This window comes from Kineosporia sp. A_224 (assembly GCF_002198655.1).
In the GTDB taxonomy this organism is placed as follows: Bacteria; Actinomycetota; Actinomycetes; order Actinomycetales; family Kineosporiaceae; genus R-H-3.
On record NZ_MWLN01000088.1, the window covers coordinates 17,611 to 33,588 of the forward strand.

The 15,978-nt window shown below is 76.6% G+C and carries 15 protein-coding genes and 1 pseudogene; 4 read left to right on the top strand and 12 right to left on the bottom strand.

All coding sequences use genetic code 11. From position 1 onward, the window contains the following. Position 1: 1 nt before the first annotated feature. The gene (locus EDJALFJO_RS07065; protein ID WP_088283595.1) at positions 2 to 559 is read right to left on the bottom strand and encodes a TetR/AcrR family transcriptional regulator; all 558 of its coding nucleotides are present in this window, start codon (positions 557 to 559) and stop codon (positions 2 to 4) included. Positions 560 to 642: 83 nt separating this feature from the next. On the opposite strand from EDJALFJO_RS07065, the pseudogene EDJALFJO_RS07070 reads away from it, so the two are divergent. After that, positions 643 to 1,584 (top strand): annotated as a pseudogene (locus EDJALFJO_RS07070) (DNA-3-methyladenine glycosylase); the annotation flags it as partial. Positions 1,585 to 1,605: 21 nt separating this feature from the next. Here EDJALFJO_RS07070 and EDJALFJO_RS07075 read toward each other — a convergent pair. The 6 genes from EDJALFJO_RS07075 to EDJALFJO_RS07100 form a co-directional block, all read right to left on the bottom strand. Continuing rightward, positions 1,606 to 2,955 (bottom strand): formimidoylglutamate deiminase, encoded by a 1,350-nt coding sequence (locus tag EDJALFJO_RS07075; RefSeq protein WP_233149727.1) that lies wholly within the window; start codon positions 2,953 to 2,955, stop codon positions 1,606 to 1,608. A gap of 88 nt (positions 2,956 to 3,043) precedes the next feature. Beyond that, positions 3,044 to 4,327 (bottom strand): allantoate amidohydrolase, encoded by a 1,284-nt coding sequence (locus EDJALFJO_RS07080; RefSeq protein ID WP_088283601.1) that lies wholly within the window; start codon positions 4,325 to 4,327, stop codon positions 3,044 to 3,046. 2 nt (positions 4,328 to 4,329) lie between these two features. Then, complete coding sequence (gene hutU / locus EDJALFJO_RS07085; protein ID WP_088283603.1) at positions 4,330 to 6,027, bottom strand: urocanate hydratase; 1,698 nt, start codon at positions 6,025 to 6,027, stop codon at positions 4,330 to 4,332. Then, positions 6,024 to 7,631 (bottom strand): histidine ammonia-lyase, encoded by a 1,608-nt coding sequence (gene hutH, locus EDJALFJO_RS07090; protein WP_088283605.1) that lies wholly within the window; start codon positions 7,629 to 7,631, stop codon positions 6,024 to 6,026. The genes hutU and hutH overlap by 4 nt, the downstream gene beginning before the upstream one ends. Before the next feature lie 88 nt (positions 7,632 to 7,719). Further along, a complete protein-coding gene (locus tag EDJALFJO_RS07095; RefSeq protein WP_088283607.1) occupies positions 7,720 to 8,844 on the bottom strand; it encodes a HAMP domain-containing sensor histidine kinase in 1,125 nt (374 codons plus the stop codon). Between the two features lie 10 nt (positions 8,845 to 8,854). After that, positions 8,855 to 9,529, bottom strand: a complete 675-nt coding sequence (locus tag EDJALFJO_RS07100) for a response regulator transcription factor (RefSeq protein ID WP_088283608.1) — start codon at positions 9,527 to 9,529, stop codon at positions 8,855 to 8,857. 143 nt (positions 9,530 to 9,672) lie between these two features. Between EDJALFJO_RS07100 and EDJALFJO_RS07105 the strand changes: the two genes are divergently transcribed. The 3 genes from EDJALFJO_RS07105 (at position 9,673) to EDJALFJO_RS07115 (ending at position 11,577) form a co-directional block, all read left to right on the top strand. After that, positions 9,673 to 10,443, top strand: a complete 771-nt coding sequence (locus tag EDJALFJO_RS07105) for a hypothetical protein (protein WP_088283610.1) — start codon at positions 9,673 to 9,675, stop codon at positions 10,441 to 10,443. 232 nt (positions 10,444 to 10,675) lie between these two features. After that, positions 10,676 to 10,879, top strand: a complete 204-nt coding sequence (locus EDJALFJO_RS07110) for a cold-shock protein (protein WP_088283612.1) — start codon at positions 10,676 to 10,678, stop codon at positions 10,877 to 10,879. 119 nt (positions 10,880 to 10,998) lie between these two features. Further along, positions 10,999 to 11,577 carry a hypothetical protein gene (locus tag EDJALFJO_RS07115; RefSeq protein ID WP_088283614.1) on the top strand — a complete coding sequence of 193 codons (579 nt, stop codon included), beginning with the start codon at positions 10,999 to 11,001 and terminating at the stop codon, positions 11,575 to 11,577. A gap of 19 nt (positions 11,578 to 11,596) precedes the next feature. On the opposite strand, the gene EDJALFJO_RS07120 is transcribed toward EDJALFJO_RS07115, so the two are convergent. From EDJALFJO_RS07120 to EDJALFJO_RS34085, 5 genes are all read right to left on the bottom strand, one after another. After that, positions 11,597 to 12,412 carry a maleylpyruvate isomerase family mycothiol-dependent enzyme gene (locus tag EDJALFJO_RS07120; RefSeq protein WP_088283616.1) on the bottom strand — a complete coding sequence of 272 codons (816 nt, stop codon included), beginning with the start codon at positions 12,410 to 12,412 and terminating at the stop codon, positions 11,597 to 11,599. After that, on the bottom strand, positions 12,409 to 13,131 hold the full coding sequence (locus tag EDJALFJO_RS07125; protein ID WP_198950081.1) for a hypothetical protein: 723 nt from the start codon (positions 13,129 to 13,131) through the stop codon (positions 12,409 to 12,411). The genes EDJALFJO_RS07120 and EDJALFJO_RS07125 overlap by 4 nt, the downstream gene beginning before the upstream one ends. Before the next feature lie 10 nt (positions 13,132 to 13,141). After that, a complete protein-coding gene (locus EDJALFJO_RS07130; protein WP_088283620.1) occupies positions 13,142 to 13,801 on the bottom strand; it encodes an ABC transporter ATP-binding protein in 660 nt (219 codons plus the stop codon). Further along, on the bottom strand, positions 13,798 to 14,670 hold the full coding sequence (locus tag EDJALFJO_RS07135) for an ATP-binding cassette domain-containing protein (RefSeq protein WP_088283622.1): 873 nt from the start codon (positions 14,668 to 14,670) through the stop codon (positions 13,798 to 13,800). Before EDJALFJO_RS07135 ends, EDJALFJO_RS07130 begins: the two co-directional genes overlap by 4 nt. Then, a partial coding sequence (locus EDJALFJO_RS34085) for a hypothetical protein (RefSeq protein ID WP_233149729.1) occupies positions 14,657 to 15,978 on the bottom strand: 1,322 nt, incomplete at its 5' end. The genes EDJALFJO_RS07135 and EDJALFJO_RS34085, both read right to left, overlap by 14 nt.

The window sequence follows — 15,978 nt, forward strand, 5'->3', positions numbered from 1 at the left end:
CTCACTTCACCATCTCGAGCAGTCCGGTCCGGACCGCGGAACGCATCTGCGGGCTCAGGGCGTCGATGCCGAAGAGCTCGCACAACCACAGGCCGTCGGCGGCGAACCGGGCGATCGTCGCCGCGACGGGGTCGACCGAGTCGGTCTCGATCTCGTGCTGCCAGCCGGCGAAGGCCTCGCGGAGCGTCCCGAGCAGCTCGGGCTGGCTGGCGATCGCGGCGATGAGGGCGGAGCCCACCCGCTCGGTGCGCAGGTCGTCGTCGGTGACGGGCTCGGCGAGGCACTCCTCGACGTACGCGCGGGCGAACTCGCCGGGCTCGGGCCGCAGGTCGCGGTGCGCCCGGATGCCCTCCTCGAACCGGCCGGTGAGCCGCTCGACCATGGCCTCGACGAGGGCGTCCTTCGTGCGGAAGTGGTAGAGCACGCCGCCCTTGCTCATGCCGGCGCGCGCGGCGGCCTTCTCGAGGGTGAGGCAGGAGACGCCGTCGGTGAGGACGACGTCCTCCGCGGCCTCGAGGATGCGGTCGCGGGTGCTCACGGTGGTGCCGGCGGTGGCCATGCCGAGTACTGTACCGTCCGGACGGTACAGTCGCCTTCCGATATCCCCCGTCCGGCCCCACGCGGCCGTGGCGTCCCACGACCCGGGCGGCCGCCCGGCCTGTCGGGGCTCTCGGCGATGCTGGAGCCGTGCAGACCGTCCGCGTCGACCTGTCCTTCCGGCCACCGCTCTTCCCGGACAACCTCTACGGGCACCTCGCCGCGACGGCGGTGCCCGGCGTCGAGGAGTGGCGGGACGGCGCGTACCGGCGCACCCTGCGGCTGCCGGGCGGCGCCGCGGTCGTCACGCTGCCGCTGCCGGCGGACGGCGCCACGCATGTCGCGGCGACCCTGCACCTCACCGACCCGCGCGACGAGGCGGCTGCGGTCGCGCACTGCCGCCGGATCCTCGACCTGGACGCCGACCCCGCCGTCGTCGACGGGCACCTGCGCAAGGACCCGGTGCTCGCGCCGCTCGTCGCCGCGGCGCCCGGGCGGCGCGTGCCCGGCTGCCCGGACGCGGCCGAGTTCGCGGTGCGCGCCGTCCTCGGCCAGCAGGTCTCCACGGCCGCCGCCCGCACCCACGCCGGCCGGCTCGTCGTCGCCCACGGCGAGCCCGTCACCGACCCGGACGGCGGCCTGACCCACCTCTTCCCTACCCCTGCCGCGCTCGCGACGCTCGACGAGGAGGCGCTGGCCCTGCCGGGGACCCGCCGCCGCACCCTCGTCGGCCTCGTCGCGGCGCTCGCGTCGGGGCAGGTCCGGCTCGGCGGCCAGGGCGGCTGCCGGGCGGGGCTCGACGCCTTCGCCGACCTCCCGGGCATCGGCCCGTGGACGGTCGAGTCGGTGGCGATGCGGGCTCTCGGCGACCCGGACGCCTTCCTGCCCGGCGACCTCGGCGTCGCCGTCGCGGCGAAGGGTCTTCGCCTTCCCTCGACCCCCGGCGCGCTCACGGCCCGCGCCGAGGCCTGGCGGCCGTACCGCGCCTACGCCGTCCAGCACCTGTGGGCGACGGGCGCCCACGCGGTGAACCTGCTGCCGGCCTGAGGCCCGCCCCCGGACCTCAGGTCAGTGGTCGCCCCAGGCCCGGTTGACCGCGGCCGCGAGCAGCCGCGCGATGGACCGCTCGCCGTCCGGCTCGAGCCGCACGTGCCGGCCGTCGGCGACGACGGTGCGGCCCGAGGCGACGACGGCGTGCACGTCGCCGCCGGCGGCGACGAGCGGTGCCTGGGACGGCAGCGCGCCCGCGGTGCGCAGCGAGTCCAGCCGCAGTGCGACGAGGTCGCAGAGGGCGCCGACCTCGATCTTCCCGGCGTCGTTCCAGCCGAGCGCCGCGTGGCCGGCCGGGGCGAGCGCGTCGACGAGCTCGCCGACGGTGAACCGGCCGCGGTGCCCCGAGCGCAGCCGCTCGTGCATCTCCAGGCCGCGGCTCTCGGCGAGCATGTCGACGACGACGTGCTGGTCGGAGCCGAGCGCGAGCGGTGACCCGGCGTCGCGCAGCGCGCGGGCCGGGCCGATGCCGTCGGCGAGGTCCCGCTCGGTCGTCGGGCAGACGCACACCGTCGTCGTCGAGTCGCCGAGCATCGTGATGTCGGCGTCGGTGAGGTGCGTCGCGTGGACGGCGGTCGTCGCCGACCCGAGGACGCCGTGCTCGGCGAGCAGCGCGGTCGGCGTGCAGCCGTAGACCTGCAGGCACGCCTCGTTCTCGGCGGGCTGCTCGGACAGGTGCACGTGGAGCGGGCGCGGGCCGTCGTCGTCCTGGGCCGCCTCCACGACGATGTCGAGCTGGTCGGCGGGGACGGCGCGCACCGAGTGCACGGCGGCCGCGACCCGGAACCGCTCGTCGTCCTTCATCATGCTGACCCGGTCGGCCCAGCCCTCGGCGTCCCCGTCGTCGAACCGGCGCTGGACGCCCTCGAGCGGCACGTCGATGCCGCCGGTGAGGTAGCACGTGTCGAGCAGGGTGAGCCGGATGCCCGCAGCGTGCGCGGCGTCCCGCAGGGCCTCGCCCATCGCGTTCGGGTCGCCGTAGCGGGCCCCGCCCGGCCCGTGGTGCAGGTAGTGGAACTCGCCGACGCAGGTGATCCCGGCGAGCGCCATCTCGCCGTACACGGCGGTCGCGAGCTCGCGGTAGGAGTCCGGGTCGAGGCGGTCGGCGAGGGTGTACATCCGGTCGCGCCACGTCCAGAACGTGCCGCCGTCGAGGTTCGTCCGGCCGCGCAGGGCCCGGTGGAACGCGTGCGAGTGCGCGTTCGCGAAGCCGGGCAGGACGAGACCCTCGAGCCGGACGTCGCCCTCGACCGGCCGGACGCCGGCGGTCACGGCGCTGACCCGCCCGGCGGCGTCCGCCTCGACCCGCACCCCGGACGCCGGACCGGTCGGCAGCCACGCGTGCTCGCACCACCACGACCTGGTCACGACGGCGATCCTCCCGCACATCGGGGGCGGCCCGCGACGCCGTGGGCCGATCGGTTCCCGGCCGCAGGGACGGGCACGACGGCCGCGCTCAGCCGCACAGGTCCGCGAGGACGGCGGCCAGCGCCCGGACACCGGTCGCCCGGTCGTCGGGCTCGGCGAACTCGTCCGGGGCGTGCGAGGTGCCCGTGGGGTTCCGGACGAAGAGCATCGCGGCGGCGACCCCGTGCTGCGAGAGCACCCCGGCGTCGTGCCCGGCCCCGGTCGGGATGACCGGCACCGGCGGGGCCGCGGCGTCCCGGCCGACGGCCCGCCCGGCCGCGGCGGCGACCCGGTCCCCGAGCGCCGGGTCGAGCAGCGTCGCGGGCGACCACGACTCCTCGATGATGCCGAAGCCCTGACCGGCGAGGTCGGCGAGGACGGCGTGCACCTGCTCCTCGGTGTCCGCCCGGCAGTCCAGCCACGCGGTGACCCGGGACGGGATCGCGTTGACGGCGTTGGGCCGGACGTCGAGCTTGCCGACCGTGCCCACGGCGCCCTGGGCGGCGGCCGCCGCCCGGACCGCGGGCACGAACCGCGCGAGCTCGAGCATCGGGTCGTCGCGGTCCTCGAGCCGGGTGGCGCCCGCGTGGTCGGCCTTGCCGAGCAGGTCCACCCGCCAGCGGCCGTGCGCCTTGATGAGGCTCGCCGCGGCCACCGGCCGGTCGACGTCCGGGCGGGAGAGCCAGCGGCCCTGCTCGACGTGGAGCTCGACGAACACCCCGACCCGGCGCAGGGTCTCGTCGTCCCGTCCGACGGCCGCCGGGTCGAGACCGACGCCCCTCAGGCCCTCGGCGTACGTGGAACCGGCGGCGTCCGTGAGCCCGAGCACGGTCTCGGGCCGGGAGATCCCGGTGAGCAGCCGCGACCCGGAGCAGGCGAGCCCGTAGCGGCCGCCCTCCTCGTCGACGAAGCGGACGAGGCCGATCGGCCGGGTCGGCGTGAACCCCTGCGCGCGCAGCAGGTCGAGCGCGGCGAGCGCGGACGCCGTGCCGAGCGGGCCGTCCATCGGGCCGCCGTCCGGCACCGAGTCGAGGTGGCTGCCGGTGACGATCCCGGGCCGGCCGGCGGCGACCGCGACGTCCGGGTCGCCCCACCACGCCCACTGGTTGCCGCACCGGTCCGTCGTCACGTCGAGACCGCGGACGCGGCAGGCGTCCTCGAACCACTCGCCGAGCGCGACGTCCTCGCGGGTGAACGCGAAGCGCCGGTAGCCGCCGGTCTGCGGGTCGCGGCCGACGGCGGCGATCTCGTCGAGAAGGGAGTTGACGGCCGTCCCGTCGAGCGCGGGGTCCAGCGGCGACGTGCCGTTCACGGTGATGTCCACGCCGGACATCCTCACCCCTCCCGCATCGGCGTGCGCACACCCCGCTCCGCGGCGACGTCCACGGCCCGGTCGTAGCCGGCGTCGACGTGCCGGATGACGCCCATGCCGGGGTCGTTCGTCAGCACCCGCTCGAGCTTGCGGGCAGCCAGCGGGGTGCCGTCCGCGACCGACACCTGGCCGGCGTGGATCGACCGGCCGATCCCGACGCCGCCGCCGTGGTGGATCGAGACCCAGGTCGCGCCGGACGACGCCGCGACGAGCCCGTTGAGCAGCGGCCAGTCGGCGATCGCGTCGGAGCCGTCGAGCATCGACTCGGTCTCGCGGTACGGCGAGGCGACCGAGCCGCAGTCGAGGTGGTCGCGGCCGATGACGATCGGGGCGCTCACCTCTCCGCTGGCGACGAGGTCGTTGAAGGCCAGGCCGGCCTTGTCGCGCTCGCCGTAGCCGAGCCAGCAGATCCGCGCGGGCAGGCCCTGGAACGCGACCTTGTCCTGCGCGGCGCGGATCCAGCGGTGCAGGTGGTCGTCGTCCGGGAAGAGGTCGAGGACGGCCTTGTCGGTGCGGGCGATGTCCTTCGGGTCGCCGGACAGCGCCGCCCAGCGGAACGGGCCCTTGCCCTCGCAGAACAGCGGCCGGATGTAGGCCGGCACGAAGCCGGGGAACGCGAACGCCCGGTCGTAGCCGCCCTGGCGGGCCTCGTCGCGGATCGAGTTGCCGTAGTCGAAGACCTCGGCACCGGCGTCCAGGAAGCCGACCATCGCCTCGACGTGCTTCGCCATCGACGCCCGGGCCCGGTCGGTGAACTCCTCGGGCTTGGCCTCGGCGTAGTCGTGCCAGTCCCCGAGGTCGACCCCCTCGGGGAGGTAGGACAGCGGGTCGTGCGCGCTCGTCTGGTCGGTGACGACGTCGACCTCGACCCCGCGGCGCAGCAGCTCGGGCAGGACCGTCGCGCAGTTGCCGACGAGCCCGACCGACAGCGCCCGACGCTCGGCCTTCGCCGCGAGCACCCGGCGCAGCGCGTCGTCGAGGGCGGCTTCGCCCTCACCTGTGGCGACCTCGTCGAGGTAGCGGGTCTCGACCCGGCGGCGCAGCCGGTGCCCGTCGACGTCGACGACGAGGCAGACCCCGCCGTTGAGGGTGACCGAGAGCGGCTGCGCGCCGCCCATGCCGCCGCAGCCGCCGGTCACGGTGACGGTGCCGGCCAGCGTCCCGCCGAACCGCTTCGCCGCGACGGCCGCGAACGTCTCGTAGGTGCCCTGGAGGATGCCCTGGGTGCCGATGTAGATCCACGACCCGGCGGTCATCTGGCCGTACATCGTCAGGCCGAGGTGCTCCAGCCGACGGAACTCGGGCCACGTCGCCCAGTCACCGACGAGGTTGGAGTTCGCGATGAGCACCCGCGGCGCCCACTCGTGGGTGCGCATGACCCCGACGGGCCGGCCGGACTGCACGAGGAGCGTCTCGTCGTCCGCGAGCCCGCGCAGCGTGCGGCAGATCGCGTCGAAGCTCGCCCAGTCCCGCGCGGCCTTGCCGGTGCCGCCGTAGACGACGAGGTCGTCGGGGCGCTCGGCGACGTCCGGGTCGAGGTTGTTCATGAGCATCCGCAGCGGCGCCTCGGTCTGCCAGGAGCGGGCGGACAGGGTCGTGCCGCGCGGGGCCGTGACCGGCCGCGGGCCGGGAACCGTTGCAGGAACAGGGGTCTGGGTCATCGCAGGTCTCCCGTGACGGTCTGGACGGCGGCCAGGACGGCGCCGGAGCGGACGAGGTCGGTGGCGGCGGCGATCTCCGGCGCGAGGTGCCGGTCCGGGCCGGGGCCCTGCACGCCGTGGGCCCGCAGGAGCACCCGGACGGCCTCGCTGGCCGGACCGGGGCGCAGGTTCGGAAGCGTTGCCGTGCAGCGCATCTCGAGCGCCCGCGCGGCGGTGAGCAGCTCGATGGCGAGCACGGAGGCGAGCCCGTCGACGGCCCGGCGGAGCTTGCGGGCGGCGTGCCAGCCCATCGAGACGTGGTCCTCCTGCATGGCGGACGACGGGATCGAGTCGACCGAGGCCGGGGCGGCGAGCCGCTTGAGCTCGGAGACGATCCCGGCGGCCGTGTACTGGGCGATCATGAGGCCGGAGTCGACACCCGCGTCGTGCGCGAGGAACGGCGGCAGGCCCTGGTTGCGGCTCTTGTCGAGGAAGCGGTCGGTGCGCCGCTCGCTCATGCTCGCGACGTCGGCGACGGCGATCGCGAGGAAGTCCAGGGCGTACCCGACGGGCGCCCCGTGGAAGTTGCCGTTCGACTCGACCCGGCCGTCGAGGGTGACGACCGGGTTGTCGATCGCCGACGCGAGCTCGCGGTCGGCGACCGTGCGGGCGTGCGCGACGGTGTCCCGGGCGGCGCCGTGGACCTGCGGTGCGCAGCGCAGCGAGTAGGCGTCCTGCACGCGGGTGCAGTCCGGCGTCTGGTGGCTCGCGACGACCCCGGACGACGCGAGCACGGCCCGCAGGTTGGCCGCCGAGTCGGCCTGGCCGGGGTGCGGGCGCAGCGTCATGAGGTCGGCCGCGAAGGCGCGGTCCGTGCCCAGCAGCGCCTCGACCGACATCGCGGCGGCGACGTCCGCGACCCGCAGCAGCCCCTGCAGGTCGTGCAGGGCGAGCGCGAGCATCCCGAGCATGCCGTCGGTGCCGTTGATGAGCGCCAGCCCCTCCTTCGCAGCGAGCGTCACGGGCGCGAGCCCGGCCGCGGCGAGCGCGTCGGCGGCGGGCACGAGCGCGCCGGTGGCGTCCCGGACCTGCCCCTCGCCGATGAGCGCGAGCGCGGCCGCCGACAGCGGCGCCAGGTCCCCCGAGCAGCCGAGCGAGCCGTACTCGTGGACGACGGGTGTGATGCCCGCGGAGAGCATCGCCGCGTACGCCTGCGCCGTCCCCGCCCGGACGCCGGTCCGCCCGGTGGCGAGGGTGTGCAGCCGCAGGAGCATGAGGCCGCGGACGACCTCGCGCTCGACCTCCGGGCCGGTGCCCGCCGCGTGCGAGCGGACGAGGCTGCGCTGGAGCTGCTCGCGCGCCGCACCGGGGATGTGCAGGGTGGCGAGCGCCCCGAAGCCGGTGGAGACGCCGTAGACCGGCTCGTCGAGGGCGGCGAGCGCCTCGACGGCCTGCCGGGTCGCCGCGACGGCGTCCAGCGCCTCGGGCGTGAGGACGACGGGCGCCCCGTGCCGGGCGACCGCCACGACGTCCTCGACGGTGAGGGGGGCCGGCCCGACGTGGACGGCCGCCGGGGCGCCGTGCGCACCCGTGGGCGGGACGGCGGCGAGGTCGGTGAGGGTCATGGGTCCAGGGCACACCCTGGGACCGTTCTCGGTCACCGACCGCCACGCGGAACATGTCTGGTATCCCAGACAAGTGACGACGGGGGGTTCAGCCTCCGGTGGGGAGCGTGAGCGTGAAGCAGGCCCCGCCACCCGTGCGGTTCCGGGCGGTGAGGGTGCCGCCGTGCAGCCGGGCGTTCTCCAGGGCGATCGCGAGGCCGAGACCGCTGCCCTCGGACCGCGACCGCGCCGGGTCGGCCTTGGTGAAGCGCTCGAAGACGTGCGGGAGCGCGTCGGGGGCGATCCCCGGCCCGCGGTCGACGACGTCGAGGACGAGCGCACCGCCCGCGAGCGCCGCCCGGACCTCGACCGGCGGCTCCCCGTAGCGGACGGCGTTGCCCACGAGGTTCGCCACGACGACGTCGAAGCGTCGCCGGTCGAGCGGGACGACGAGCCCGGCCGGCACGTCGACGACGACGTCGGCCCAGCCGCGCCGGGCCAGGCAGGCCCGGACCGCCTCCCCCACGTCGGCCGGCCCGACGTCGAGCCGGGCGGTGCCCGCGTCGAACCGGGAGATCTCGATGAGGTCGAGGACGAGGCGGTTGAGGTGCTCGATCTCGGTGACGACGATCCGGGAGGCCTGCGCCGCCTTGGGCGTCATGCCGTCCGTCTCGTCCCGGAGCACCTCGGTGACGGCGGTCATCGCGGCGAGCGGCGTCCGCAGCTCGTGGGAGACGTCCGCCGCGAACCGCCGCGAGCGGGCCTCGAGCCGGCCGAGCTCGTCGACCCGGTGCCCGAGCGTGACGGTCATCGTGTTGAACCGGGTGGCGAGCCGGGCGAGCTCGTCGTCGCCCTCGGGCACGAGCCGGACGTCGAGGTCGCCCTGGGTGACCCGCTCGGCGGCCGCCGCGAGCCGGGTCACCGGCCGCAGGACGCGTCGGGCGAAGAGCCACCCGGTGCCCGCGGACACGGCGAGCAGCAGCACCGCGGCCAGCACGAGGACCCACACGAGGTCGGAGCCGCCGAGCTCCCCGACGCCGGTGGCGTCCCGCAGCCGCCGGCCGGCCGCGGCGGACTGCGGCCCGGCCACGGCGAACAGCACGAGGGCGCCGACGACGGCCGTCGCCCCCGTGACGACCGCGGTGACGACGCTGACCCCGACGAACCCGAGGACGAGCCGGCCGCGCAGGCCCCGGGCCGGCGGGGCCGGCTCCCAGAGCGGCGGGCCGCTCACGGCGCACCGCTCACGCCGGGCCGAACCTGTACCCGAAGCCGCGGACGGTGTGGAGCAGCAGCGGCGCCGACGGGACGTCCTCGATCTTCGCCCGCAGCCGCTGGACGCAGGCGTCGACGAGCCGGGAGTCGCCGAGGTAGTCGTGGTCCCACACCGCACCGAGCAGCTGCTCGCGGGACAGCACCTGCCCGGGCCGCTCGGAGAGCGCGAGGAGCAGCCGCAGCTCGGTCGGGGTGAGGTCCACGGTGCGGCCGTGCTTCGTGACGACGAGCGCGGCCCGGTCGATCGTGAGCCCGGCGGCCTCGGTGCGCGCCACCGGCTGCGGGGCGGCCCGGCGCAGCACGGCCTTGATCCGCGCGTCGAGCACCCGGGGGACGACGGGCTTGGTGACGTAGTCGTCGGCCCCCGCCTCGAGACCGGCGACGACGTCGACGTCGTCCCCGCGGGCGGTGAGCATGATGACCGGGGTGCTTCCCGCGGCGCGCAGCCGCCGGCACACCTCGAACCCGTCGATCCCGGGGAGCATGACGTCCAGGACGACGACGTGCGGCGTGTGCCGCGCGGCCGCCTCGAGCCCGGCCTCGCCGTCCGGCGCGGTCCGGACCTGGTGCCCGAGATGGGTCAGCCCCAGCTCGAGCCCCTCCCGGACCCCGGGGTCGTCCTCGACGATCAGTACGACGGGCACCCGCCGAGTATGCCCGCCGGGACGGCGCCCGCGGCCCCGCCCGGGCCCGGACGGGTGCGCTGTGCCGGGGCTGTGGCACGACCGTGACAGAACCGGGACACGGCCCGGACGTGACCGCGACACCGGGCCCGCACGCTCGGCCCATGACGACGACGCAGGCCCTCGCCCCCACCGGCTACCGGCCCCCGGGGGCCACCGTCCCGCAGCGCCGCGGCACCGCCGGCCGGCTCGCGATCGTCCTGCTCGTCTGCGGGGTCCTCGGCTACGCCCTGGCGCACATCCCCTCCCCGCACGACCCCGACGACATCTGGCTCGGCAACCTCGCGGCGCCCTATCTCGTCGTCCCTGCGCTCGCCGGCGCGTGGCGGTGGCGGCGGGCGGGGACGGCGGCCCTGGCCGGCGCGCTCGCGGGCGCCGGGCTCGTCCTCGGCTTCTACGACGTCCTCGGGGTGGGCCTGTCCGCGCTGCGGCCCGGCGCCTGGAGCGGCCTCGGGGTGCCGGACGCGTCGACGGCGGAGGTCGTCCTCGACGGCTACCGGGGCTGGCTCGCCACCTTCGCGCTCGGCCGGCCGTGGGGCACGCCCTGGCTGACGATCGCGGTCCTCGTCGGGCTCGTCATGGGGCCGGCCGGGCACCTGCTGGCCCGGGCCCGCGGCGCCGTCACCGCGGCCCTCGCGGCGCTGGTCGTCACCGCACCGCTGCTCGGCGAGCCGATCTTCTACGCGCTCGCGAGCGTCGGGGGCGAGCGCTCCCTCCCGGTCATCGGCCGGGTCGGGCTGCCGCTGTCCCCGCGGAACACCACCGTGCTCGTCGCGGAGGCCCTCCTCGGGGCCGGGATGCTCGTCGTCCTGGCCCTGCTCGCCACCCCCGGAACTGCGCCAGTGCGGGCATTCCGCTCGCGCACGCACGCGTGATAGCGTTTTTTCCGGTTGCAAAAGCAGTTCCCCGTACGTTCATGAACGCCCGCGGAGCACCGAGCGCGGGCGTTCTCCACATCCGGGCAGAGTCACATCTGGGCAGGGCCTCTGGGTCCGACCACCCGCACGAAGCTCTTGGACGTGGGACGGCGAGACCGCGGCAGCCGCGGGACCGGCAGCGGAGTCGGGCCCGCACCGCACCCCACATCACAGAGCAAGGGAAAGAAACATGGCACAGGGCACCGTCAAGTGGTTCAACGGTGAGAAGGGCTTCGGCTTCATCACCCCGGACGGCGGCGCGGCCGACGTCTTCGTCCACTACTCGGCGATCCAGTCGACCGGCTACCGGACGCTGGAGGAGAACCAGCGCGTGGAGTTCGACGTCCAGCAGGGCCAGAAGGGCCCGCAGGCCGCGAACGTCCGCCCGCTCTGATCACGGCCTCAGCCGCTGCTGACGCTTCCGACAGCCCCCGCCGCTCGCCGGCGGGGGCTGTCGGAGTCTTCGGAGGTCGCTGTCCGGGCCCGGCGCGGGGCCCGGAGTTACAGTGAGCCGTGGAGATCCTGGGCGACGACGAGGCCGGTCTGCCGACGCCCCCGCGGCGCGGGCTCTTCGGGCGGGACGACGACCGCCGGGCGGACGCCCCGGTCGAGGCCCTGACACTCGACGACCCGGCCCACCTCAACGGGTCCGGCCCCGCGGCGGTCGGCGGCGACCCCGGCGCGGGCGGCCCGGACGACGCCGGTGCCCCGGCACCGGGCCGCTCGGCGCTCCTGCTCGACACCCTGTTCGGTGCCGAGGCGCTCGGCCTGGCCGCGCTGCTCACGACGGTCGCCGGCGTCCTCACGACGAGCATCTCGCCGTTCGTCGTCATGCTCCGGACCGAGGCGCTCACCGGTCTGTCGGACCCCTCGCAGTCGGTCCGCTCGGTCTACTCCCCGATCGTCGTCGGGTTCGCCCTCGTCGGGCTCGCGCTCGGCGTCGCCGCGGTGCTGCGGGTCCGCCGGACGTCGCCGGCGTGGGTGCGCGGGGTCGCCGGCGCCGCCGTCCTGCTCGCGGTGCTCGTGCTCGTGACGACCGGATGGGCGATCTGGAACGCCGAGACCGGAACCCCGGCCGACGCCCTGGGGTGACCCGCACCGCGGTGACGGGTCACGGCGTCAACCCGGCCCCGAGGACGGCGGCCGCGGCCGCCGGGTCGCCCTCGAGGGTGATCCCGGGGGCGTCGAGCGGGACCCGGCGCCAGAGCAGGCGCACGAGCTGCTCCGCGGGGCCGCGGACGGTGGCCTCGGCGTCGGCGAGGTCGTCGGACGGGGTCGCGCCGTCCCCGGCGAGGACCCACCGGGTGCCGCCCGCCTCGGCCGGCAGGAGCGCCAGCGAGCGGGTCAGCGGCGGGATCCGCTGCAGCCGCACCTGGCGCGGCGCGAACATCGTGACGACCTCGTCGACACCGTCGACGGCGAGGTCGGGTGCGAGCGGGGGCAGGGCCGCGCCCGCCGCGAGGGCGGCGTCCTCGACGTGCATCGCGGTCTCGTGCGCCTGCCGGCGGGACCAGAAGCGCGCGGTCCGCGGCTTCGGGCCGAAGGTCCAGACCTCGGCAGCAGGGTCGGTGGTGCGCAGCAGGTCGACGAGCCCGGCCGCCCCCTCGACGTACCAGTCGACGAGGGCGTCGCGGCCGGCCGGCCCGGACTCCTCGAGCTCGACCGGCCGGCCCTGCTCGACGGCACCGGCCGCCCAGCGATGGACCGTGCCCAGGTGCCAGGCGAGCCGGGTCAGGGTCCACCCCGGGCACGTCGGGACGGGTGCGTCGAGGTCTGCGTCGCGCAGCACGGCGGCGAACGCCGCCTGCCGCTCGACGAGGTGCCCGAGCGCCGCCGCCGGGCCGAGCGCGGCGTAGCCGCCGGGCGAGGCGACGAAGCCGGTGGGCGCGTCCGCAGCGGTCGGGTCGACGGGGTTCGGGTCGGTCATCGTCGTCGCTCCAGGGCAGAGGGGTCGGAGGGGACGGCGTCCGCGGGGACGTCCACGGCGATCTCGCCGCCGAGCGCGTGGCCGCCGGTGAGGTCGAGGTCGTCGCCGCTCCAGAACCGGCCGGGGTCGTACCAGCTCGGCCGGTGCCCGCCCGCGACGAGCCCCATCGCCTCGTACGTCAGCGCGACGACCTCTGCGCAGTAGACGGTGTCCAGCGCGTCGGGGCCCTCGACCGGCTGCTGCGGGCCGCCGTCCGCCCGGGCCCGGAGCATCGGCAGCGTCCGCAGCCGCTGGGTGGGCAGCCGGCCGCCGAACCAGCGGCCGGCGAGCCGGGCGGTCGTCGGGAACGGGGTGCCGTCGAGCCGGGCGACCGACTGCAGGACGGCGTCCTCCATGGCCGTCGTCACCGCCGGGCTCAGCTGGCGCAGCCAGGCGCGCTGGCCGTACCTGCGCGACCACACGACGACGGCGTCGCGCAGGTCGTGGAGCTGCACGCCGCGCTGCTTGGTCCCGGTCCAGAGGTCGGTGAGCGAGCGGCCGAGCTCGGCGTGCCACATGAGCGGGGGCAGGTCGTCGAGGACGACGGCCATCCCGACGTGGTTGACCGGGGCGTTCGTCAGGGTCTGGATCGCCCGGTCGGCGCTGCTGCGACCGCGGAAGAGCCACACGTCGCCGGTCCGGGTGAGGTCGACGGCCTTCTCGAGCGGCAGGGTGCCCACGCCCGGCAGCCTAGGGCCTGTCCTCGTCGACGACCCGGCCGTCGCGCATCCGGACGACGCGGTCGGCGGCCGCGAGGACCCGTGGGTCGTGCGTCGCGACGAGCAGCGCGGTGCCCCGGGAACCGGCCTGCCGCAACGTGTCCAGCACCCGGTCGACGTTGTCGTCGTCCTGGTGACCGGTCGGTTCGTCGAGGACGGCGACGAGCGGCCGGACGGCGAGCGCGCGGGCGATCCCGACGCGCTGCTGCTCGCCGAGCGAGACCTGGCCGGTGGACCGGCCGGCGAGGGCGTCGATGCCGAGCAGCACGAGCAGGTCCTCGTCGTCGGCGCGGTCCCGCAGGCGGGTCGCGAGGAACGCGTTCTGCGCGACGCTCAGCTCCGGCACGAGGGCCGGCCGCTGCGGCAGGAGCGCCAGCCGGGCCCAGTCCGGCCGCCCGGCCGCCGGCTCCCCCGCGACCCGGATCTGCCCGGACGTCGGCCGGCCGAGGCCCGCGACGAGGTGGCACAGGGTCGACTTGCCCGACCCGGAACGGCCGACGAGCGCGACGAACTCGTTGCGGCGCACCGTCATCCGGACGTCGTGCAGCACCTCGACCGGGCGCAGCCGGCCGTAGCGGTGCGAGACGTCGACGACCTCGACGACGGCGTCCCCGGCCGGCCCCGCGCTCACGGCTCCTCCGGTGCGGGGGCGTCGCGGAGCACCACGGCGCCGTCGCGGATCTCCACGACCGCACGGCCGTCCGGGAACAGGCCGAGCGCCTCCCGCGGCAGCTGGAGCCGGCCCGTGGGGTCGATGGGCACCGTCACGAGACCCTCCGAGTCGCGTTCGGACGACAGGACGCCGTGCCGCAGCCGCAGCACCCGGTCCGCGCCGTCGACGACGCGCGGGTCGTGGGTGGCGAGGACGACGCAGGCGCCCGCGTCGACGTGGCGGCGCAGGACGGCGAGCACCGCGTCCGCGGAGGCGTCGTCGAGCTCGGCGGTCGGCTCGTCGGCCACGACGACGCGGGTCCCGCCGACGAGCGCGGTCGCGACGGCGAGCCGCTGCTGCTCGCCGCCGGAGAGCCGGTCGGCGCGGACCCGGCGCCGGCCCGTGAGCCCGAGCGCGTCGAGCAGTGCGTCGGGCGTCGAGCCCGGGCCGGTCACCAGGCCGGCGCGGCGGCGCCGGCGGGCGACGGCCCGCAGCTGCTCGTCGGCGTCCAGGTGCGGCACGAGGGTGTGGGTGGGCCGCTGGGCGACCCAGGCCAGGGTGCCGGCCCGCAGCCGGCGGAGCCTGGCCCCGCGGACGGTCGTGACGTCCTCGCCGCGCAGCCAGACCTCCCCGGCACTGGGCCGCTCCTGGAGCGCGAGCACCGAGAGCAGGCTGGACTTGCCGCTGCCGGACGGCCCCATGAGCACCGAGAGCGTGCCGGCGGCGAAGCCGACGTCCACCCCGCGCAGGGCGTGCGTCTCCCCCGTGGCCGACGGGTACACCTTGACGAGCTGGGCGGCCCGGAGCACGGGCCCCGGCGGCCGGTCGGGCGGGTCAGCGGGCGTCACGGATCACCTCCGCCTCGTCGTCCGCCGTCGTGCGCCGAGCGATCACGGCGACCGTCATGAGCCAGGACGCGACCGCGGCCACGAGCAGGACGGCCGCGGCCCGCGCGTCCGGCGCGACGGTGAGCCGCGGCGCGAGCAGCGGGTCCGGGTCGACGGAGCGGCGGGCGACGAGCACCGCGGCGGCCGTCCCGACGACGGCGAGGACGGCCCCGACGGCGACGAGCACCGCCGTCTCGAGGACCCGGGCCCGGCCGACGCCGAGCCGGCCCAGGCCGACCCTGGCGAGCAGCACGTCCTCGGCGCGGCCCTGGACGAGGGTCCGGTCGACGCCCGCGCAGAGCACGGCGACGGCGATCGCGGCCGCGAGCACCCCGAGCAGGAACCGGTAGCCGGACGTGCGGCGGGCGGCGACCAGGCTCGGCGTCGCCTCGGCCTGCTCGACGGTGACGACCCGCTGCGCCGTCGCGCCGACCGGGTCGAGGATGCGCTGCAGGCCCGCGACGCCGTCCCGGGACCAGACCTCGATCGGCGGGCTGCCGACGTTCCCACGCAGCCGGGGGTCGTCGAGCCCGACGACGGTGAAGAGGGACTCGGCCGGGATCACCGCCATGGTGTCGCGCGGCGCGAGGCCCGGGAACGCGGCGACGGCACCGACGATCTCCGCGAGGAAGGTGAGGTTGCCCGCCTGGACGACGACCCGGTCGCCAACCCTGGCCCGGGCCTGACCGACGAGCAGCATCGGGACCGCTGCCGTGTCGCCGGCGAAGTCGAGGGTCTCCTGGCGGGCCGCCTGCTCCCGGGCGAGCAGGTGCAGCCCCTCCCGGCCCGCGGCCAGCTCCGCCGAGCCGCCCCAGCGCGCGGCGCGCTCGAAGCCGACCGGGTCGACGGCGAGCAGCGCCGGGAGGTCGCCCGTCGTCGTGAGCAGGCCCTGGCTGCGCCACACGATCGTCGAGCCGTCCGGCACGGGCGGCGTCGTCACCGGCGGCTTCTGCGGGCGGGGCAGGTTCGGGCCCTCGCGGGGCCGCTCCGGGGCGTCGGGGTCGAGCACCCATGACCCGTCGAGGCATGCCCGGGCCGCGGTGCCGGCGACGACGGCCGCCTTGTCCGCGGCGGCCGCCTCGACGGCCGCCGAGGTGGTCATCCCGAAGAACAGCAGCCCGAGACCGAAGGCGAAGGCCGTGACGACGGCGGGGCCACCGCCGGCCCCGCGGCCGGAGCGGCGCAGCGCGAGCAGCACGCCCGCCGGGACCCGGCGCCCGGCTGCTCGCGCGCTCCGCGCAGGCGCTCGGGCCCGGCGAGCCGGGCCCG